This is a genomic window from Methylomonas sp. 2F7, from assembly GCF_057126975.1.
This window is the reverse complement of record NZ_CP195203.1, coordinates 1,095,548-1,115,774: the sequence shown is the minus strand read 5'-3', so window position 1 is coordinate 1,115,774 and position 20,227 is coordinate 1,095,548. Positions and strand designations below refer to the sequence as shown.

The following is a 20,227-nucleotide window of genomic DNA, read 5'->3' as shown; positions in this document are numbered from 1 at the left end:
ATGACCGAAGCGACAAATTGCTGCGTTTTATTAATCGAAGACGAACCGGGCGATGCCAGCCTGGTTCGGCAATATTTGCGCGCCTCGCCTAATCTGCGTTTCGAATTGATCTGGCGCGAGAATTTGGCGGATGGCGAACAAATCATTGCCCAACAAAAAATCGACGTGGTGCTGGTGGATTTAAGCCTACCGGATTCGCGCGGCCTGGATACCGTCAGACGCATCCGCAAAGCGACCCGAGTACTGCCGATTATCGTGCTGACCGGGCACGACGATACCGAGTTTTCTCTGAAGGCTCTGGACTGCGGCGCGCAGGATTATCTGATCAAATCCAGCATAGACACCGACAGCCTGGTCAGGGCAATACGCTACGCGCTGACGCGGATAAGCTTGGAAAAGCGGCTTCACGAGTCCGAGCAACGGATGGGTATGGCCTTACAGAGCGCAAGCTTAGGCTTATGGGATTGGCATATTCCCAGCGGGAAAGTGATTTTCAACGACCTATGGGCCTCGATGCTGGGGTACACCCTTGACGAAGTGGGATCCGATATCGACATTTGGAAACGCTTGGTGCATCCGGATGATTGGCATTTAATCACAGCCTCTCTGGAGCCGCATTTGCGCGGCGAAACCGAGCTTTACTCTGCTGAACATCGCTTACTGCACAAGCAAGGCCATTGGGTTTGGGTGCACGATACCGGCCGCGTGCTGGAGTGGGATTTTCATGGCCAACCGATTCGCGCGGTTGGTATCCATCAGGATATCAGCTTACGTAAGGCGTCGGAGTTGCGCGACCACTTGCTGGTGTCGGCCCTGGAAACAGTGGAACACGGCGTAGTGATTACCGATATTGACGCCCGCATCGAATGGGCCAATAAAGCCTTTGAAACGCTGACCGGCTTTAGTCGCCAAGAAGCCATAGGCATGCGGCCCAACGAGTTGGTTAAATCCGGCAAGCAAGATCCGGCTTTTTATCAGGCTTTATGGGAGACCATACTAGCTGGAAACACCTGGCGCGGCGAAATCGTCAACCGGCGCAAAAATGGCGAACTGTATGACGAAGAGCTGGTGATTTCCCCCGTCAAGGACCAGCAAGGCTGCATACGCCATTTCGTCGGCGTTAAACAGGATGTTAGCGAACGCAAAAGGATGCAAACCGAGCTGTGGGAATTGGCAACAACCGACGGCTTGACCGGTTTTTTAAATCGCCGGCACTTTATGGCCCGTCTGGAAAACGAATTTGCCAGAGTAAAGCGCAGTAATCACCGAGTAGCAGTATTAATGCTGGACCTGGATCATTTCAAGCAGATTAACGACGGTTACGGACACCCCACCGGCGACGCAATGTTGCAACACTTTGCCGGGATTATGCGCGCGGAATTACGCGAGATCGATGTCGTGGGCCGGATTGGCGGCGAGGAGTTCGCGATATTCATGCCTGAGACCGACGCCGAACCAGCCATGATAATTGCCGAACGCTTACGTAAGGTGCTGGCCGATACACCGTTGTTTATAGATAAGCATACGATTCCGATAACCGTCAGTATCGGGATTGCCTTAATGCATGCCGATAGCGGTACGGCGGATTGCGTATTGACCAAAGCTGATAAAGCGCTATACACCGCTAAGGAAAATGGCCGGAACTGCGTACGCGTCTGGCTTTAGCGGTCTAATGCCAAAACTGCAAAGCGCCTTTAAAGCGTGATGGGATAGAACACATTGGAAAAATCGACATAAATTTCCACGCTAGCGCCGCGGCGCCGGTCCTGGATGCGTTTGTCGACAATCTCCTGCGGCACCGGCAAACCATTCCGGCGCCGGTCATTTTTGACGTCACGCTGCTTATAAACTCGGACCAAAACCTCGCAGCCGTTAAACAACAAGCCGTTCAGATTCTTGATAGCGCGAATGCCGGCTTCATCGGAATTCACCGACACCAGGCCATGATGCTCCAGCTGATTGCTGCGCTTGTCCCGAATCACCATCACATCGACCGTTATTACTTGCTTGGCTTGATCTATTAAATCTTCACTGACCGCCATCGCCACGTAAAAATACAATTCGTTGGGCCGGGTCGGTGCCGGAATATTCCGAAAAAAAAGCAGCATAAAAAATCTAGCTAACAGTAGGCAGACAAAAATAAGCCGGAAGCCCTAAAAATAGCGCGTTTCCGGCGCGGATGCGTTTATACCGGACTTGGAAACGCCGAAAACCTAAGCCATGCAAACGCCGCTTAAGTGTAGGCTTAAATTTAATGGGCTTATGCATATCCGGATTTTTTTGTCTGCCTTGGGCTATGCCTGCCCCAAGTCCGCCAAAATCTTATCCCGCACCAACTGCCCGGACAATGCCACCATCGGCATACCACCGCCGGGATTGACACTACCACCAACGAAATACAAATTGGAAAGCTGATGGCTGCGCTGCGGCGCCTTAAAGCCCAGATTTTTCCAGCGGTCCGCCACCACGCCGTAAATCGAGCCCAGGTTGGAATAGTATTTGGCCTGAATATCCAGCGGCGTCCAGTATTCCTCGGTGACGATATGTTTGCGCAGATCGGTCAAGCCCATCCGCTCCAGTTTAGCCAATACCCGCTCGCGCAGCGCCCAATAATCGTCAGCGGTCAGGGGTTTGTCGGGGTTGATATGCGGGATGTGCGGCAGAATTTTGATGATCTCGCAGCCTTCCGGCGCCTGGCTCGGATCGGTTTTACATGGCGCGACTAGGTAAATAGTCGGATCGTCGGACAATTTGCCGCTACGAAACACTGCATCGAAATGCTCGCGCGGATGATCGGAATAAAAGAAATTGTGGTGCGCCAATTGCGGATACAGGCGATTCACGCCCAAATGCAACACCAAGCCAGAACAGGTGGGCTCGAAGCGCTGCATTTTTTTAAGTTCCGCCGGCGAACTTTGCAGTAGCTTATCCATTGCTGGAATCACTTCCATATTCGACACTACGATATCCGCCGCCAACACCTCACCGCCCTGCAGCTTAATCCCGGTCGCACGACCCGCTTGATATTGAATCTCCTCGACTTCGCTGTTCAAGCGGATCTTCACACCCAACTCCATCGCCAGTTTTTCCATGGCTTGCGCCAGACCGTACATGCCGCCCTTTACGTACCACAAGCCGTATTCGTATTGGATGTAGGGCATCAGATTCATCAAGGCCGGCGAATCGTAGGGCGAGGAACCGACATATTTAATGAAGTAATTGAGGATATCGACCAGTTTGGGATGAGAAATAAAGCGTCTCACCCCCTGATCCATCGAACGGAACACGTCGAAATTCAAGGCGCGAATAGGGCCGTAAAACTTCAGTAATTCCCAGAATGTATCCAGGCCCTTGGCAAAATAGCCGGCTTCGGTTTCGGTACCCAGCTTTCTGGAATAGGCCATGAAGCTAGCGAATTCGGCGGCAGTGTTCGGGCCCAGTTTGTCCAACTCACGGCGTTGGTTTTCCTGGTCCTCACATAAATCGATGGTGGTGCCGTCTTCAAAGAAATTGCGCCAGTGCGGTTCGACTTTTTCGATACCGACATAATCGGCCATTTTTTTACCGACCTTCGTAAACAGGGCCTCGAAGATATGCGGCATGGTCAGAATCGACGGCCCCAGATCAAACGTAAAGCCGTCTTTGGTCATGATGTTGAGTTTGCCACCGACCTTGTCGTTCTTCTCGACCATTTCCACCGCAAAGCCTTCGCTAGCCAGCGAAATCGCTGCAGACAAACCGCCCAGACCGGCGCCGATGACGACGACGCGTTTAGTATTGTTTTGTTTCATCAGTAGTCCCGTTTCCATGACAACAGTAATTTAAGATTTTGCCAGCGTTGCGTTAAATCGAAGGCTGAATATTCCCGAAAAGCTTGCAGCGCCGGCCAGTTGCGTTTGATTCGTTCTATTAGCGAACCTTCGCCATAGACAAAGTCCATATAGCCTTTAAAGTCCTGGTAGCGTTGCTCGGAATACGGAAACCAGTTCGGTTCCTTGGGCAAATGGCTGCGGCTGGTCATGCCGGCCACGGGGAAGGTAAAACTGCGTAAACCTTCCGCGCCGTGATAACGACCGAAACCGCTTTTTTTCACGCCGCCAAACGGCAGGCCTGGATGACCGATATTTTTGATCACATCATTGATCGCCCAATTGCCGACCTGCAGCTGGTCGGCAACGCGCTCGGCTTTAGCAATATCCTGGCTCCACACGCTGGCATTCAAGCCAAATTCGCTATCGTTGGCCAAACGGATTGCTTCCGCTTCATCGCTAAAGGTCATTACCGGCAGCAGTGGCCCGAAGCTTTCCTCACGCATCACCCGCATGCCGTGATGCACGTTCCACAGCACGACCGGCTTAAGGTAATTGCCCTGCCTTTCCAGTGGGCCGGAGGCTTGCGCGCCTTGGGCGATGGCGTCCTGATAGTGCGCTTCGACCGTTGCAAACTGCCGTTCGGTGGTCATCGCACCCAAGTCGCCTTGTGGGTCGTGGCCGACTCGCAGTTGCGATACACCTTGCTGCAACAAGCTTAAAAATTCATCGTGACATTGCTGTTGCACGTACAAACGCTCCACCGATACGCAAACTTGGCCGCTATTACAAAATGCACCGTACAAGGCCGCGTCGGCAGCGCGCTGCATTTGTGCGTCCTTGAACACCAGCATCGGGTCCTTGCCGCCCAATTCCAGTAATACCGGAATCGGATGCTGCGCGGCCCGTTGCATCACGGCTTTGCCGCCATTTAGACCGCCGGTGAAAAACACCAAATCCGGGCCGGCATCTATCAGCTGCGCACCGGTTTCGCCGTCACCGACCAGCCATTGCACCAAGCCTTCCGGTAAATCCATTTGTTTGAACAGATCAATAATTAGCTGGCCGACCGGCAAACTTAATTCGGAGGGTTTCAGGATCACCGCATTGCCGGCAAACAAAGCCGTCAGCATCGGCCCGACCGAGAGTTGAAACGGATAATTCCAGGGTGAGATGACCGCCACCACGCCAAATGGCCGACGTTCGATACCGGCGGTGGCGCCGGGAAACGCAAACGGCGAGGTAGGGATACCTCGATACGATAAGATGTTGGCGGCGTGTTTTTGGTAGTAGCGGGTCAAATCCAAAACGGGATATATCTCGCCCAGCAAGGCTTCTGTGTGGACCTTGCCGGTAGTCTGGCTGATTAACTCGCAAATCGAGTCCAGCTGGGCCATCAATAAGGGCACCAGCTTAGCTAAGATTTTGGCCCGCTCGGCAACCGGGCGCTTGGCCCAAATGTTCGCGGCAGCGCGAGCAGCAAGCATCTGCTGCTGTATCGACACCGCATCGCTAACCGGAAATTCGCCCAGCGCCCGGCCATCGACCGGCGAAACCGCCCGGATCTTCGTCATCGCTTAAGCCTTAGCTTTTTTTCAACCAAGCACTTTGCTGAATTTCCTTGAACTGAACCCGGTGCTTGCGGGAAATCAGATTCGAAGAAATCCGCGCGGACTCATAGATGGTGGGTAAACCGCTACCGGGATGGGTGCCGCCACCTACCAAATAGCAGTTATCGAGTTCTTCGAAACGATTGTGCGGCCGCCAATACAGCATCTGGCTGAACTTGTGCGACAAGCTGAAAGTCGCGCCCTTATAGACGTGTTCTTCGCTTTCCCAAGTGCCGGGGGTGATGATTTTTTCGCATTCGATATGTTCGCGAATATCGGTTAAGCCCAGACGAGCACCCAGGGTATCCAGCACTTGTTCGCGAACCTCCTGGCAATGGGCTTGCCAATCGACGCCACTGTCATTGTTGGGCATCGGCACTAACACATACAAAGCCGATTTGCCTGCTGGAGCTAGGCTAGCATCGGTAACCGAAGCGTTTTGCACGTAAAACGAGAAATCCTCAGTCAAGGTTTTATTACTGAAGATATTGTTGATATTGGTACGGTAATCCTTAGCAAACACGATGGTGTGGTGCGGCAAATCGTATTGCTTGTCCAGGCCCAGATAGAGCATGAACGTCGAGCAGGAATATTCGCGCTTTTCCAACTCTTGATGATCGTATTTCCGCAAGGTACCCGGTTCCAGCAAATGGGTCATGGCGTGGGCAAAATCGGCATTGACGATCACTTCATCGCCGCGTACTTCCTCGCCGTTTTGCAATCTCACCCCCTTGGTCGCGCCGTCTTCGACGATCAACGAGGCGATTTCGGCGTTGAGATGAATCTCGCCGCCGGACTCGGTCACCACCTGCGCCATCGCCGTGGCAATCTTATTCAAACCACCGGCGACGTGGTAAATACCGTATTCATGCTCCAGGTACGGCAACATGGTAAACAGTGCCGGACACTCCCAAGGCGACATGCCCAGATACTTGGACTGAAAGCAAAACGCCAGGCGCATTTTTTCCTTATCAAAATACTGACCCAGGTTGTTGAACACGCTTTTCGGAAACGCCAGCCAGGGTATAGCTTTGATCAGATCCAACGAGAAGAACGAAGACCAATTCGAGTAATCGCGGGTAATACACGGATACAAGCGATTAAAACGGCTGCGTTCGTTATCCATGAAGCGCTCATAGCCGGCGCTGCCTTCGTCGAATACTCGCTCCAGTTCCGCGCGCATGTTTTCCCTGTCCGAATAGACATTAATTTCGCGATCGTCATACAGCAAACGATACATAGGGCTGAGCGGCATGAACTGCATGTAGTCTTCGCTACGCCGGCCGCATAATTCAAACATCTCATCCAGTACGCCCTTCATCAATAAAAAGGTCGGGCCGGTATCGAAGGTAAAACCATCCATCGTAATGGCCCTATTGCGGCCGCCGACGTTGGCATGCTTATCAAATATGGATACTTTAAAGCCGCGATGACTTAGTAACATGCCGGCGCACAAGCCGCCGGGGCCGGCGCCAACGATGATGATATGTTTTGAATCTGCCATGATATGAGAGAGCGGTGCTTGCCGAGTCGTTTTATAAAAGCGCTAATGTAACAGCAAAATGTCAAAAAGCGACCTATTCGCCAACACCAAAATAAAATCCAAGCGCACAAGCACACGCTACGCAGGCCCGACAAATCCTGTTTAACCTAATGTTGGAACCGCCGAGAAATCAATGGCGATTCAGTTGCTCGGCTTTACGAACGCCGGTTATCGATTTGAGCCAGAGGGGCCGGAAGGATTGTTCTCGCCTCCAAAATGGATCATTTGGCGGAAGTTTTGCACGATATTCGTGCGAGCGCGGCATAATAGGCAGTATGAAAACACAGAAAAGACTAGAACCATTAATCGATAGCGGCTTGGTCGACGAGGTCATTGGCTCGTTGAAAAGCGGCAAAGAGGCGGCTGTCTATGTAGTGCGCTGCGGCGGAGAAATTTGCTGCGCCAAAGTTTACAAGGAGGCCGACCAGCGCAGTTTCAAGCAAAGCGTACTGTATCAAGAAGGCCGCAAAGTGCGAAATAGCCGTCGTGCCCGGGCGATGGAAAAAGGCAGCAGCTACGGCCGCAAAGAGCAGGAGTCGGCTTGGCAAAATGCCGAAGTAACAGCCCTATACCGCCTGGCGGATGCCGGCGTCCGAGTGCCAAAACCCTATAATTTCATCGACGGCGTCTTGCTGATGGAACTGGTCGCCGATGCCGACGGTCACCCTGCCCCCCGACTCAACGATCTGGAAATGCCGGCGGAGCTGGCCCGCGAATACCACGCTTTTCTGATCGGCCAGATCGTGCGCATGCTCTGCGACGGCCTGGTACATGGCGATTTGTCCGAATACAACGTGCTGGTCGGCGCCGACGGGCCGGTGATTATCGATTTACCGCAAGCCGTCGATGCCGCCGGCAATAACAACGCCCGAGCCATGCTGGAACGGGATGTCGCCAATATGGCCGCCTATTTCGGCCAGTTCGCACCAGAGTTATTGAAGACTAACTTTGGTAAGGAAATGTGGAAACTGTATCAAAGCGGCGACTTGCACCCTGAAACCAATTTGACCGGCCACTTCGAAGATAACGCCAAACCCGCCGACCTGCGTAGCGTGATCCGCGAGATAGACGCGGCCCGCGAAGAAAACGAGGCCAAGCAGCGTTTTTTACAGACTCCGTAATTCAACATCTCGAACAACCCAAAAAGAAAAAGCCGGTGTTACCCGGCTTTTTCTTACTGCTTGGAACCGCTAACGCTATCAGGCATAGGTATCGATCTTGCTGCCTTTTCTAGCGTCATTATCGCCATCAGCATCTTTCACCACAGCTTGTACGGGCGGTGTTGCGGCCTGCTGATTCGATGCGGGCTGTTTCGGTTGATTGGTGATAGGGAAATACGGCGTTGAACCCACTCCCGATACGGATGACATGGTATATCTCCTCTTGATTGAATAGTACCGGCCATGTTTCGGCTGGCATCCGGTTATCGACCGGTTTTACCAAAGCTTTAAAAGGCCGCGGCCAGCCAATTGAGCTCGCTGCCTTGCACATAAGCCCTCAGTCTTTCAAAAGCTGATCCCGTATCGGTAATTGCCGAATCCGCTGACCCGTGGCCGCAAAAATAGCGTTGCACAGGGCCGGTGCAATCGGCGGCACTCCCGGTTCGCCAACACCGCCCAAGGGTGTATCAAATTCTGCAGACGGCAATAGATGCACTTTGATTTCGCGCGGCGCGTCGTCGATGCGCGTGAGCTGGTACGCATGAAAATTGTCTTGCTGCACTGCGCCGTTTTTAAAGCTGATTTCGCCCAGCGTCGCCAAACTAACACCCATGATGCAAGCCCCCTCGATCTGCGCACGAATCCGCTCGGGATTGACTTGCGGACCGCAATCCACCGCCACATCGACTCTGGGGATGCTCAACTTGCCGGTCTCATCGACCGCTACTTCCACAACCACAGCGACATAGGTCACGAAACTATAATGCGCGGCCAAACCCAAGCCCTGCCCCTTGGCCAGCTGACGCCCCCAGCCGACCTCGCGGGTCACCGTTTCGATTACGCGGCGCAGACGGCCGGTATCGACGGGGTAAAGCGCGGGGGATTCGCCGTGGTTCCAGGTGTCATTTAAACTGGTCGGATCGATGCGCCGGGCGGGGCCGATTAAATCCAACAGAAAATCGCGATGATCGCGTCCGGCTGCCGCTGCCATTTCAGCCACAAACGACTGCACGGCAAACGCATGCGGAATATTGGACACCGAGCGAAACCAGCCGATACGAGTATGCGCCGCCGCCGGCGGGTTTTCGATGCGCAGGTTGTCGATTGCAAACGGCACGTTGATCACGCCCATGCCCAATTCCACTGGCATCTGTTGCTTGCTGTCCGGTCCGAATGTGGAGGAAATGCTAGGAGCAGCGGTTCTGTGCAGCCAGGCTACCGGCCTGCCCTGCGCATCCAAGCCTGCTTCCAAGCGCTCTAGTGACACCGTGTGGAAATAGGCATGATGCAGATCGTCTTCGCGGGTCCAGGTCACTTTCACCGGCTTGCCTCGCATAGCCTGCGATAACAATGCCGCTTCAATGACGTAGTCGGGTTTGGATTTACGCCCGAAACCGCCACCCAACAGCGTGACATTGACGGTCACCTTGTCTTCCGGCAATTTCAGCCATTTAGCGACTTTATCCCGGGTTAATTGCGGCGCCTGGGTACACGTCCAGATTTCGCAATGTCCCTTGACGATGCGGGCCGTCGCCGCCGGCGGTTCCATCGGTGCTTGCGCCAGATGCGGCAAATAATATTCCGCTTCCAGGCGCTTGGCTGCGCCTTGCAATGCGGCATCGACATCGCCTTGTTGGCGCACCACTTTACCTGGCTGGCGGACGGCGGCTTCCAGTTCGGCTTTGTAGGCTAGCGAATCGTAGCCGGCGTGTTCCCCATTGTCCCACTCGATTTTTAACGCATTTCGGCCCTGGATCGCCGCCCAGGTGTTGCTTGCAATCACCGCGATACCACCCAACGGATTGAATTCGGCGGGAAGCGGACTGCTAGGCAATTCGACAACTTTTATGACTCCCGGCACTTTAAGCGCGGCACTAGCGTCATATTTTGAAAGCTTGCCGCCCAAGACCGGCGGCCGCGCCACGACGGCGTAAAGCAGACCTTTCAGTTGGGTATCGATGCCATACATAGCGCGTCCGGAAACAATATCCGGGCCGTCGTAAACGCCTTGCCGGCCTTTGCCGATGTAACGAAATTCCGTCGAATTCTTCAAACGCAAGCTGTCGCGGTCTGGCACCGGCAACTTTGCCGCCGCTTTGGCTAACTCGCCGTAGCCCAAGGTTTTGCCGCTGGCGATGTGCAGTATATGGTGTTGCTCGGCGCGGACTTCCGTTATCGGCACGCGCCAGCGCGCTGCGGCGGCAGCTTCCAGCATTTGTCTGGCAGCCGCCCCGACTCGTCGCATCGGCATGAAAAAGTGGCGCATGCTGCGCGAACCGTCGGTGTCTTGATTGCCGAAACGCTTTTCGTCACCAGGCGCTTGCACAACATGTACCCTGGACCAATCGGCTTCCAGCTCATCGGCCACCACCATCGGCAAACTGGTACGTACCCCCTGCCCCATCTCGGAACGGTGGCAGATGATGCTTACCGCACCATCGGCGGCGATGGCCACAAAAACCAAAGGATTATCGACCCAACCGTGCGGCATCGCATCGGCACCGAACTTGCCGGCAGCAGCTGGCGCGGCGGCTTCGTCCGCTCTGAGCAAAGTAGGCAGGCCAATGGCCAACACAAAGCCGCTCAAGGCGAACTGCTTGATAAAGGTCCGGCGGCTGATGTTGTCGATCAAATACCCGTCGTCGGTATCGCTTTGCTCGATATCGGCTTGCAGAAATTCTGCTGAGTTTTTCATGATTGCACCTCCGGCAAACCGGCGGCCTGCTTGATCGCGGCGCGAATCCGCGGATAGGTACCGCAACGGCATAGATTGCCGCTCATGGCTTTATCGATATCGGCATCGCTGGGTTGCGGAAGCTTTTTGAGTAAGGCCGTAGCCGCCAAGACTTGTCCGGCCTGGCAATAGCCGCATTGTGGCACCCCTAAATTCAACCACGCGTCCTGGACTTTTTTACCGGTCTCGTCCTGCTCTATAGCTTCGATAGTGACGATTTTTTTGCCCGCCGCAGCCGAAATAGGCGTGACACAGGCGCGGGTCGGTTCGCCATCCACATGTACCGTGCAGGCGCCGCACAACGCCATCCCGCAACCGTACTTCGTGCCGGTCAGTCCTAATTGGTCGCGCAGCGCCCAAAGCAGTGGCGTGTCAGCGGGCAGATTTATCTTGCGGCTTTTACCGTTGATATTAAGCGTTGTCATGAGATTTCTCGCGTCAGTCGGCGGTTAATAACGGCGCCGGCACATCCATCAACAACTTCGGCGCGATAGTTCGCAGCATGGTACACGGGCAGGATTGGGCAGTAAAGGCACTTGGTTTGGGAATAATCTAAAACGCAGGATGAGCATTCGCTTCAGTTATTTTGGAACGTAGACAATACCAGGAATGATACTGATGACGGGCCTCTAGCTATCTCCCGACCTAGAGGCTTGCGTCACCAGCACCACCCATGATTTGCGCTAATCTCCGGCAAGCTTGCAAGGCAACAAGTCAGAAAATTAGTTTTACTACATATGGAAAATATGAGGCTGCCGACTATCTTGTCTGATTGCTCTCACGGAAAAAATTGAATTTTTCACCACCGGCAACCTCATGATAAGCAGGTTACCGCAGGTAATTCGATAGTCAAGGTGACTTGGAAACAGAATTTATCAAAGATGGAAATCTTTATGGCTATTTGCAAAAGCCCGGGTTTTGCCGTTTCTGCGAATGGGGTTTATTGATTAAAGCACCACTGCTCAGACAACTTTCGATTTCGCATACAGCGCCGCGCCGACAATACCGGCCTGGTTTAAAAAAGCCGCCGGCTTCACCGGGGTTTTTATGGCTATCTGCTCTTTGAATTTATCGAATTTTTTACTCGCGCCACCGCCCAAAATGATCAGATCGGGCCAAAACAGTTTTTCCATCGTATTCAAATAAATGTTGAAGCGATTGCCCCAAGCTTTCCAACCCAAATCTTGCAATTTACGGGCGGCATCGGATGCGAAGCGCTCGGCCTCCAGACCGTTTTCCAGATACACATGACCCAGTTCCGTATTGGGTAGCAAATTGCCATCGGTAAACAGCGCGGTCCCCAGGCCGGTGCCGATGGTAATCAACAAGACTACACCCACTTGGCCCGCACCCTCGCCAAAATGCATTTCCGCGATACCGGCGGCGTCTGCATCGTTTAAGTTGTGACACTCGCAGTTGGTGGCTTCAGAAAACAATTTATCGATATTGGTGCCGATAAAGGCCTTGGAAATATTCGCCGCCGTGCGCACCACGCCCTGTTGAATCGCTGCCGGAAAACCGCAACCAATGGGCCCCGTCCAGCCAAAATGCAATACCAATTGCGCCAGCACCGCTGCTACCGCCTCCGGTGTTGCGGGTTGCGGCGTATCGATTCTATGCCGTTCGGAAACCAGTTCGCCCGTCAAGGTATCAACAATCGCACCTTTAATACCCGAACCGCCAATATCCACACCGAGAATTTGCATAAAATGTCCTGAAAGTTTGCCATGCAGATTGGACATTCTAGGCGAAGAGCGGCTAAGGGCTTAGAAAAATTTCCGTCACCGTGATCGACAAACAGGGGTTACAGCGGTGCGGAGAACTTGATCAATCAAGTAACGGTGGTCAATTATTAGCCAATTTGCGAGCGCCTGCTTGAATACAGCGACTTGCGCTTACTTTTATCAGCATACCAACAAACTTATCCACAGTTTTTGTGGAAAACCACGATCATCGGCGACAACACTAACATGCGAAAACTGTCGCCAAAGCAATTACCGGATTATGTGCCCGGATTTCTGTTATAAATGGCGCACAACAATAAAGATAACCAGGAGTACCAAATGATCACAGTGACAATTTACCTTTTAACCATGTTTTTTGCCGGCTACGCGATTTACCACGTCCGGAGCAAATAGCCCGTCATGTAGATAAAAAAAGCCTCTACCGAATACAACGATAGAGGCTATAGAGTGTGCAGTGCCGGAGTCACTGCTTACGAGGGAGGTCACACATAAAACATAAAGCACTAGCGGGTCCAACAAAAAGCAAAATACTGGAAATAGTCGCAGCAGCGAACGACAACGTAGATATAACAAACTCACCCATCGAAAAGTTCCAAATACCGGTAGCAAACTGAATACCGGCAATACTGTCTTTCCTAAGAGTACCTGGAACGTACATCTGATCCGCCTCAACCGTTTGCAGTCAATTTAAAGTACGACTTCACTATAATCCCCTGTCGAAAATTTACAATTAGCCATTTAAGTTATTCATAATTCCCTTTTAATAAACAATATAACGGGAACTATTGCTGGAATCGCCTATCCACATCGTTTTCACCACTGCCGCCCAGAAAGGGAAAATGTGACGTGATCACCCTACTTTTTTAGCATTCGCGTCCTTGCTTCCACCACATCTGCTGGTAGATTGCGGAGTGTTAAGTTTTTGATTCCTGACACACGTTCCGTCCTCAGAGGGGTGCTCCATAGCCCGCAATCCCCTTCGACGCGAGTATCTCGCCGACTGCGCGAGCCCCGCATCGCGAGGGGTTTTTTTTGCGGAATCCGAAGCTAGGGAATACGCAAACATTGTGAAATTATCAAGCAAACCAATACAGACTTGCAGGGCTATTAAGCCGCCAGTCCCAGCGACAAGCCCGCTAGCACCACTTCCAAGAACCGCCCAATGAATAACGAATACGAATTCACTCTGCTTTACGATGGCCGCTGCCCGATTTGCCGGAAGGAAGTGACCTGGTTACAGTCGCGAAACAAGCAAAACAAACTGGCTTTACAAGATATTCATGACGAGGGTTTTAACCCGGAGCAATATGGCAAATCGCTGGACGAATTGATGGCGGAAATCCATGGTGTCTGCGCTGATGGCCGCCTGATCAAGGGGATGCCGGTGTTTTACGCTGCTTACAGCGCTGTCGGCTTGGGATGGCTGATGGCTCCCACCCGCTGGCCCCTGCTAAAACCGCTGTTTGACCGTCTGTATGCATGGTTTGCCCGGCACCGTTTACGTTTCGGTACCTTGTTAGGTACCAAACGCTGCCAAGATGCAAGTTGCAGCATTCGCTCCGGACATGAAAAAACATGACCCTCTTTGACGAGACTCGTTTATATGAAAAACCCCTTAGCCCTACTCGGCAGCCTGATTTTGACCGGATGCACGGTAATGGGCATTAGAAGCAGTGCCGAACCGCAATACCAATTGCTCTCCGAACGTGGAGACGTGCAAATCAGGCAGTATCCGCCCTTATTAATCGCCGAAACCGTCATTGACGCCGATTACGCGCAAGCCGGCAATATCGGTTTCAATCGCTTGGCCGGCTATATTTTTGGCGGCAATCAGCAAAAACAGCAGATGGCCATGACCGCCCCGGTGTTTCGCGAAAATGCCGGCGAACAAATCGCGATGACCGCGCCTGTGTTGCAGCAGGCAGTCGACAATAAATGGACGATGGCTTTCGTGATGCCGGCGGGCTATAGTCTGGAGACCTTACCGACTCCAATCGATCCCCAAGTGACTATCAAAGTCTTACCCGCGAAAAAAGTCGCGGTGTTGCGCTATTCCGGCAGTCTTAACCTGGAAAAAATTAACGAAAAAAGCCAACTATTGCTGGCCTGGATCGAACAACAGCAGCTCACACCCCTATCTGCCCCGCGTTCGGCGGCATACGATCCGCCTTGGACTTTACCCGCCTTGCGCCGCAACGAAATCCATGTAGACATCGAATAAGGCATTCCGGTGACACATTTGTTAGTGGTGGCGCATGGCAGCCATCGGGAGGATTCCAACCTTGAGATTCGCAAGATGGTAGCTCAATTGCGTCTGGCGACTACCCGCTTCGCGGCAATAGACTGTGCTTTTCTGGAGATCGCCGAACCGACTATAGAGCAAGGCTTACGCCAACAAATAGCCCATGGCGCGCGGCAGATTGTCGTGATGCCTTATTTCCTGTCAGCGGGACGCCACGTCAGCATCGATGTTCCCGAACACGTGCAAAGGATTCGCGACACACATCCGCAAATCGACATACGTATTGCCAACCATTTGGGCGCCGCGGAAAAAATCGGCGGCATAGTACTCGATCTGGCCAATTTGGCTATTTGAACACGGCTTTTGCGCATCAATTTCACTGCCGCGAGCAGCCGTTAAATCAGGCTAACGCGGGTTTCCTAACCTTAAACCGGTAACCGTGATAGACTGCCGACTGAAAGTTCATCTTCAATATGTAATTCCCTTAGTCCCCGGGCGGACATCGCGACAGCAGTACTGCCGAACACAGATTTCTCCCCTTATTTTCCCCATTGAGACCTTAATGCCATTTTCCAATCTCGGTTTATCCGAGGCTTTAATAAAAGCTATTGCCGATTCCGGCTACACCACCCCTACCCCCATTCAAAGTAAAGCCATACCCGCCGTGTTAACCGGGCGCGATTTACTTGCCGCCGCGCAAACCGGCACCGGCAAAACCGCCGGCTTTACCTTGCCGATCTTGCACCGTTTGGCGCAAACCGACTATGGCCGCAATCGGCCCGTGCGCGCACTGATCTTGACGCCCACACGAGAGTTGGCCGCGCAAGTTGCCGAATCCGTTGCCAAATACGGCGCGCATCAACAACCGCGCTTAAAATCCGAAGTCGTATTCGGCGGCGTGAAGATCAATCCACAAATGATGCGCTTGCGCGGCGGCGTGGACATTCTGACCGCAACGCCGGGTCGTCTGCTGGATTTGGTCAGTCAAAACGCCGTAAAACTGGATAAAGTGGAAATGTTGGTGCTGGACGAAGCTGACCGCATGTTGGACATGGGCTTTATCAAAGACATTCGCAAAATCCTGGCCATGCTGCCGAAAAAACGCCAAAACCTGTTGTTTTCCGCGACTTTTTCCGCCGATATTCGCAAGTTAACCGGCGATTTGCTGGTTAATCCGGTCAAAATTGAAGTGGCCGTCGAAAACGCTGCCGCCGACCTGATCGATCAACGGGTTTATACCGTCAGTAAAACCGCGAAAACCGCCTTGTTGACCCATCTGGTGAAAACTAAAGACTGGCAGCAAGTATTGGTGTTTACCAGTACCAAGCACGGCGCCAACAAACTCACCGAAAAACTGAACATCGCCAATATCAAGGCTGCCGCGATTCACGGCAATAAAAGCCAGGGCGCCAGAACCAGCGCTTTGGCCGATTTCAAAGCCGGTGACATTCGCGTGTTGGTCGCGACCGACGTGGCAGCACGCGGCATCGATATTGCCCAATTGCCGCATGTGGTTAATTTTGAATTACCGCGCTCGTCCGCCGATTATGTACACCGCATCGGCAGAACCGGCCGCGCCGGACAAAACGGCCAGGCGGTTTCGCTGGTATCGCAAGACGAATATCAGGCCTTGCGCTTAGTTGAAAAATTAATAGGCCTGCAAATACCCCGCGAGCAGGTAGACGGCTTCGCAGCCGCTTAAATGACCGTCAATTCATGCCCACCGCACCATCACAGATTGGTGTTGGTGAGCGTGCAAACCTAGGACGCTTCGCCGTGACGTCAGTAGATTTACGGACAAAACGGCGAGACACAGTTGGACTCTATTTCATCGCAGTAAAATTTTACCCGCTCTTGCTTGTCGGCTTTTCGCTGGTAGATTCTCCCTCGCAGTGTATTAGTTTCAATATTTCCTAGTTTGTGCTCCCGTAGATTCGATTAAAGCAATAGAGCGCATCGTTGCTGAATCTGCGGGAGCATCTTTTATCCCTAATCAATGCATCACAGAGGTTTATTATGCCCTTCGCTCACCAACCACCACCGCCTCGTCCCGGCTGGAATTATCAAAGCTATTTTTTAACTCAGTTAAATAAACAAAAGCAGACCAAGGAAGCTAAGCCTGCTTAATGGCTGTTTAAAATTTTAGCGCGCACGGGTCACCGTCATTTGCGCGCTGGCAAACTTGCCGCGAAAACTCAAAGGAAAATTGGCAATGCTATTGCCACCGAGCAAGTCGCCGATAATGCTAGCTCTAGCTGTAAAGAAAGACACAGTAGAGCTAAAGTCGAAATAAATTTGCTCGATATTGGTTGCCATCTTCACTTCGCCTTTCTTGGAATAAGACCACCAATTTGCCAGAAACGGACTGGCTATCTCCGGCTCGGCAACATTGCCATGTAAAAACCAAGTGACAGCATCAGGAGCATCGGGAGAAACCGCTGCGTAAAACTCGTTTGTTGCGCTTGTCGGCGTCACTTCATAGGTCAAATTGCCGTCCCATTGTGCAGGCATGCCTTGTTTACGCAAACCGTTAACCAAGGCCGGCACGTTGCTCGCATAAGTCAGGGTGTAATTATTGATGGCGGTATTGGGATCGGTTCCGGTACCGTCCGGCGAATACAACATGACGCCAAGGTGGGCGACCGTACCGGCTTGGGCTGGGCGATTATTCACTGCCACACCTTGGCAATGGGCAATGCGCACCACCAATTTTGCTCCGGCGTCATCCACGACAAGTTGGTACTGGCTAGGCACCAGAGCCCGCGCTTTACTCTCAGGGACCGGGGCAACCCCGACAAACTCGGTGCAATCCGTAAAAGCGACGTTAAGTCCCCTACTAGCCTCCGATTCGTCAGCCTGCACCTGACAAGCCGCTGTTGCCAGCAAAGTAGGAATAATCCAGCCGATAGTGCGTTTCATACTGACCTCCAAAAGGGATTAATTGCGACAGTAAAGTCGCTTGCAAACTATTGCATTCACATTTAAAAGTAAAGCTGCCGCCGCAGATTGCGCACCGGCTTCTAGGGAAAACACACCGTGCGTGTTATAGGTATTTGAGCCAGCGCCAATGCGGCTTGCGGGCTTTTAAGGTTTCAAAACTTTGGCAGATGGGATACAGCGTTAGCACCACAAACAGCCAAATGCCATAAACCACCGGCAAACCATAACCGTAGTCTTGCGGTAATTCCAGCGACCAAATACCGCCGCCGATTATTGCCGCCACCGGTCCGTCCGTGATTGCCGCCATCAATACTGCCAGACCATGAATCAGGTACAAGTGCAGCAGATAAAAGAACAGCGGGGTCCTGCCGAATACTTGTAAAAAACCGAAGCGTTCCGCTGCCTTGCCCTCGGCCAGCGCCAAGATCAGCAACGCCGGCCCCAAGGTCATTAACAGATACAACAAGGACGGCGGGTATTTGTGGCAGTTGATAAACGACAATACGGTAAACACCGGGTCCGGATAGTTTTGCCAAGGCTTGGGGTCGCCGTACAGGTTGCTGAAACGAAGTACCAAGAATGCGCCTATCAATGTTAGGCCCAAGGTAAAAAGCCTACGCCGCGTGCGCCAGACGTCGTTAGTCAATAACTTTCCAAATCCGAAGCCAACCGCCATCACGCCTATCCAAGGAATCAGCGGGTAATAGGGATTAAGTAGCCAGCCGTCGCCGAACGGCACATCGTCCCCAGTGTGTAGCACCGCCCACCAAGGCCCGAAACTTCCCAAGTCGACAGGCTTGAGTGCATCGAAAGCGTTATGCCCCACTATCATGGTCGCACCCAACGCCACACACCAACCCAACGGCAACTTTGCCAGCCCGGCCAGCGCGATCATCGACCAGGCAATCGCCCACAACACGCCGCCATCGATGTGCCGCAGATCGGCGCGAAAATTCCACGACCAGGCTTCCACGGTGCAGGTCAAAACCAGCAGCAACAGACCACGCTCCAGCAAAAACCGGCTCAACGGCGCATCCGCCCCCCGGCGACGCTGCCACAGATATGCGCTGGTGCCGGCCAAAAACACGAACACCGGCGCGCAGAAATGCGTGATCCAGCGGGTCAGGAACAAGGCTACTGAAGTCTTATCCAGATCGGTAGGGCTGAAATGACTGGCACTGAAAAAATCGCGGGTATGATCCAGTGTCATCAACACTATGACCAAGCCGCGCAAGATGTCGATAGACGCTAAGCGTCTGGAAGATGAAACGGTATCCAAGGTAATTTGCCCCGCATGATTGGCTATCGAAGACACCGAGGGTAAGATTGATGAACAAAAAACTCAAGGGGAGACTGCCATGAGCGAATGCCGGATCGCTTGCGATTTGCACGACTATATCGAAATTGCCTGTCTGTACGGCTATCAGGTTAGATTGACATTAAAAGACAAAAGAATCGTCGAGGGTCGGGCATTAAATGTAGTGGCCGAAGAAAGACACGAATTTCTATTGTTGGAGCATAGCCCCACTGGGAAAATCGCGCTGGATCAACTGGCAAAACTGCAAGTACTGACGCCGAACGCACGCTTTACCAAGGTGATTTTCTAAAGCTATCTAACAGCACTGGTTATACTGGCCGCCTTTATCCGCAAAATCATAATCCTTGTTCGATGTTAGAAATATATTAAGATAGCGCCGATGTAGCCGGCATCAATAACCTTTGCCCAGCTTTACCCTTGGCGGGCGTTACCACCAATCCATCGATTATGGCGACCGGCGGAATCGGTCTACATGAACTGTTACCGATACTGACAGATATCATCGGCCCAGAAGCGCGGTTTCATGTACAAGTGCTTAGTAACTCGGTTGACGGTATCATCGCGGAAGCGCACAAACTCCACGAGTTACCGTTCGACATCATTGTCAAAATACCTGCGCATACTGCTGGTTTAAGTGCTATCAAACAACTGAAAAAAGATAATATCCCGCTATTGGCTACTGCGATTTATAACGTGCAGCAAGGCATGCTTGCGGCGCTGCATGGCGCCGATTACCTGGCGCCCTATCTCAACCGCATCGACAATCAAGGCTTTGACGGGATTGCTGTAGTCAGCGATTTGCAAGCCTTAATCGACCGCTACCAATTGCCCAGCAAACTTTTGGTTGCCAGCTTCAAAAACGTCAATCAGGTTTTGCAGGTGTTAAAACTCGGCGTGGGCGCGGTAACCTTGCCGCTGGACATTGCCCAGCAAATCTTGACCACTCCAGCTACCGACACTGCCGTTGCGAAATTCAGCCACGACTGGCAAGCGGCATTTGCCGATAAACTGTCTTTTGAAAGCTAAAGAGGAATGACGAGGAAATTTAGGGAACTCGGTAAACAACTTCGCCCTTCCCCCGATACCCCAAATTACAAAGCTTTGGCAAGCTTTTCGCGTCAATTGT

Annotated in this window: 17 protein-coding genes and 1 pseudogene; 8 read left to right on the top strand and 10 right to left on the bottom strand. The window is 52.6% G+C overall.

Translation table 11 applies throughout. The features are described 5' to 3' along the window. Positions 1-1,665 (top strand): diguanylate cyclase, encoded by a 1,665-nt coding sequence (locus ACR64Q_RS05180; RefSeq protein ID WP_313733811.1) that lies wholly within the window; start codon positions 1-3, stop codon positions 1,663-1,665. 29 nt (positions 1,666-1,694) lie between these two features. On the opposite strand, the gene ACR64Q_RS05175 is transcribed toward ACR64Q_RS05180, so the two are convergent. The 4 genes from ACR64Q_RS05175 to ACR64Q_RS05160 form a co-directional block, all read right to left on the bottom strand. Next, complete coding sequence (locus ACR64Q_RS05175) at positions 1,695-2,108, bottom strand: RNA recognition motif domain-containing protein (protein ID WP_026604016.1); 414 nt, start codon at positions 2,106-2,108, stop codon at positions 1,695-1,697. Between the two features lie 186 nt (positions 2,109-2,294). Then, entirely contained in the window at positions 2,295-3,791 is a 1,497-nt protein-coding gene (locus ACR64Q_RS05170) for a phytoene desaturase family protein (protein WP_313733810.1), read from the bottom strand. Further along, positions 3,791-5,383, bottom strand: a complete 1,593-nt coding sequence (locus ACR64Q_RS05165) for an aldehyde dehydrogenase family protein (RefSeq protein ID WP_313733809.1) — start codon at positions 5,381-5,383, stop codon at positions 3,791-3,793. Before ACR64Q_RS05165 ends, ACR64Q_RS05170 begins: the two co-directional genes overlap by 1 nt. Positions 5,384-5,393: 10 nt before the next feature. Then, positions 5,394-6,923: a phytoene desaturase family protein gene (locus ACR64Q_RS05160; protein WP_313733808.1), complete on the bottom strand. Its 1,530-nt coding sequence runs from the start codon at positions 6,921-6,923 to the stop codon at positions 5,394-5,396. Between the two features lie 314 nt (positions 6,924-7,237). On the opposite strand from ACR64Q_RS05160, the gene ACR64Q_RS05155 reads away from it, so the two are divergent. Next, positions 7,238-8,083, top strand: coding sequence for a PA4780 family RIO1-like protein kinase (locus ACR64Q_RS05155; protein WP_313733807.1), 846 nt, complete (start codon positions 7,238-7,240; stop codon positions 8,081-8,083). A gap of 78 nt (positions 8,084-8,161) precedes the next feature. Here ACR64Q_RS05155 and ACR64Q_RS05150 read toward each other — a convergent pair whose 3' ends face one another. From ACR64Q_RS05150 to ppgK, 4 genes are all read right to left on the bottom strand, one after another. Continuing rightward, positions 8,162-8,332, bottom strand: coding sequence for a hypothetical protein (locus ACR64Q_RS05150; protein ID WP_313733806.1), 171 nt, complete (start codon positions 8,330-8,332; stop codon positions 8,162-8,164). A 127-nt stretch (positions 8,333-8,459) separates the two neighbouring features. Further along, positions 8,460-10,817: a xanthine dehydrogenase family protein molybdopterin-binding subunit gene (locus ACR64Q_RS05145; RefSeq protein WP_313733805.1), complete on the bottom strand. Its 2,358-nt coding sequence runs from the start codon at positions 10,815-10,817 to the stop codon at positions 8,460-8,462. Beyond that, positions 10,814-11,281 carry a (2Fe-2S)-binding protein gene (locus ACR64Q_RS05140; RefSeq protein ID WP_313733804.1) on the bottom strand — a complete coding sequence of 156 codons (468 nt, stop codon included), beginning with the start codon at positions 11,279-11,281 and terminating at the stop codon, positions 10,814-10,816. The genes ACR64Q_RS05145 and ACR64Q_RS05140 overlap by 4 nt, the downstream gene beginning before the upstream one ends. A 537-nt stretch (positions 11,282-11,818) precedes the next feature. After that, positions 11,819-12,562 (bottom strand): polyphosphate--glucose phosphotransferase, encoded by a 744-nt coding sequence (gene ppgK / locus ACR64Q_RS05135; RefSeq protein WP_483823280.1) that lies wholly within the window; start codon positions 12,560-12,562, stop codon positions 11,819-11,821. A gap of 1,201 nt (positions 12,563-13,763) precedes the next feature. On the opposite strand from ppgK, the gene ACR64Q_RS05130 reads away from it, so the two are divergent. From ACR64Q_RS05130 to ACR64Q_RS05115, 4 genes are all read left to right on the top strand, one after another. Beyond that, positions 13,764-14,180 (top strand): thiol-disulfide oxidoreductase DCC family protein, encoded by a 417-nt coding sequence (locus ACR64Q_RS05130; protein WP_313733802.1) that lies wholly within the window; start codon positions 13,764-13,766, stop codon positions 14,178-14,180. A gap of 24 nt (positions 14,181-14,204) precedes the next feature. Then, positions 14,205-14,822 (top strand): SOUL family heme-binding protein, encoded by a 618-nt coding sequence (locus ACR64Q_RS05125; protein WP_313733801.1) that lies wholly within the window; start codon positions 14,205-14,207, stop codon positions 14,820-14,822. A gap of 9 nt (positions 14,823-14,831) precedes the next feature. Further along, complete coding sequence (locus ACR64Q_RS05120) at positions 14,832-15,197, top strand: sirohydrochlorin chelatase (protein WP_313733800.1); 366 nt, start codon at positions 14,832-14,834, stop codon at positions 15,195-15,197. A gap of 208 nt (positions 15,198-15,405) precedes the next feature. Continuing rightward, positions 15,406-16,545, top strand: a complete 1,140-nt coding sequence (locus ACR64Q_RS05115; protein ID WP_313733799.1) for a DEAD/DEAH box helicase — start codon at positions 15,406-15,408, stop codon at positions 16,543-16,545. A 440-nt stretch (positions 16,546-16,985) separates the two neighbouring features. On the opposite strand, the gene ACR64Q_RS05110 is transcribed toward ACR64Q_RS05115, so the two are convergent. After that, entirely contained in the window at positions 16,986-17,762 is a 777-nt protein-coding gene (locus ACR64Q_RS05110; RefSeq protein WP_313733798.1) for a hypothetical protein, read from the bottom strand. A 124-nt stretch (positions 17,763-17,886) separates the two neighbouring features. Then, complete coding sequence (locus ACR64Q_RS05105; RefSeq protein ID WP_483823279.1) at positions 17,887-19,062, bottom strand: acetyltransferase domain-containing protein; 1,176 nt, start codon at positions 19,060-19,062, stop codon at positions 17,887-17,889. 79 nt (positions 19,063-19,141) lie between these two features. Here ACR64Q_RS05105 and ACR64Q_RS05100 point away from each other — a divergent pair, with 79 nt between their 5' ends. After that, positions 19,142-19,390: a Rho-binding antiterminator gene (locus ACR64Q_RS05100; protein WP_313733796.1), complete on the top strand. Its 249-nt coding sequence runs from the start codon at positions 19,142-19,144 to the stop codon at positions 19,388-19,390. Positions 19,391-19,482: 92 nt separating this feature from the next. Then, a pseudogene (locus tag ACR64Q_RS05095) lies at positions 19,483-20,127 on the top strand (transaldolase family protein); the annotation flags it as partial. Positions 20,128-20,227 lie beyond the last annotated feature (100 nt).

Coding starts and splice junctions, on each gene's coding strand:
- ACR64Q_RS05180 (WP_313733811.1), top strand. CDS start 1: ATGACCGAAGCGACAAATTGCTGCGTTTTATTAATCGAAGACGAACCG.
- ACR64Q_RS05175 (WP_026604016.1), bottom strand. CDS start 2,108: ATGCTGCTTTTTTTTCGGAATATTCCGGCACCGACCCGGCCCAACGAA.
- ACR64Q_RS05170 (WP_313733810.1), bottom strand. CDS start 3,791: ATGAAACAAAACAATACTAAACGCGTCGTCGTCATCGGCGCCGGTCTG.
- ACR64Q_RS05165 (WP_313733809.1), bottom strand. CDS start 5,383: ATGACGAAGATCCGGGCGGTTTCGCCGGTCGATGGCCGGGCGCTGGGC.
- ACR64Q_RS05160 (WP_313733808.1), bottom strand. CDS start 6,923: ATGGCAGATTCAAAACATATCATCATCGTTGGCGCCGGCCCCGGCGGC.
- ACR64Q_RS05155 (WP_313733807.1), top strand. CDS start 7,238: ATGAAAACACAGAAAAGACTAGAACCATTAATCGATAGCGGCTTGGTC.
- ACR64Q_RS05150 (WP_313733806.1), bottom strand. CDS start 8,332: ATGTCATCCGTATCGGGAGTGGGTTCAACGCCGTATTTCCCTATCACC.
- ACR64Q_RS05145 (WP_313733805.1), bottom strand. CDS start 10,817: ATGAAAAACTCAGCAGAATTTCTGCAAGCCGATATCGAGCAAAGCGAT.
- ACR64Q_RS05140 (WP_313733804.1), bottom strand. CDS start 11,281: ATGACAACGCTTAATATCAACGGTAAAAGCCGCAAGATAAATCTGCCC.
- ppgK (WP_483823280.1), bottom strand. CDS start 12,562: ATGCAAATTCTCGGTGTGGATATTGGCGGTTCGGGTATTAAAGGTGCG.
- ACR64Q_RS05130 (WP_313733802.1), top strand. CDS start 13,764: ATGAATAACGAATACGAATTCACTCTGCTTTACGATGGCCGCTGCCCG.
- ACR64Q_RS05125 (WP_313733801.1), top strand. CDS start 14,205: ATGAAAAACCCCTTAGCCCTACTCGGCAGCCTGATTTTGACCGGATGC.
- ACR64Q_RS05115 (WP_313733799.1), top strand. CDS start 15,406: ATGCCATTTTCCAATCTCGGTTTATCCGAGGCTTTAATAAAAGCTATT.
- ACR64Q_RS05110 (WP_313733798.1), bottom strand. CDS start 17,762: ATGAAACGCACTATCGGCTGGATTATTCCTACTTTGCTGGCAACAGCG.
- ACR64Q_RS05100 (WP_313733796.1), top strand. CDS start 19,142: ATGAGCGAATGCCGGATCGCTTGCGATTTGCACGACTATATCGAAATT.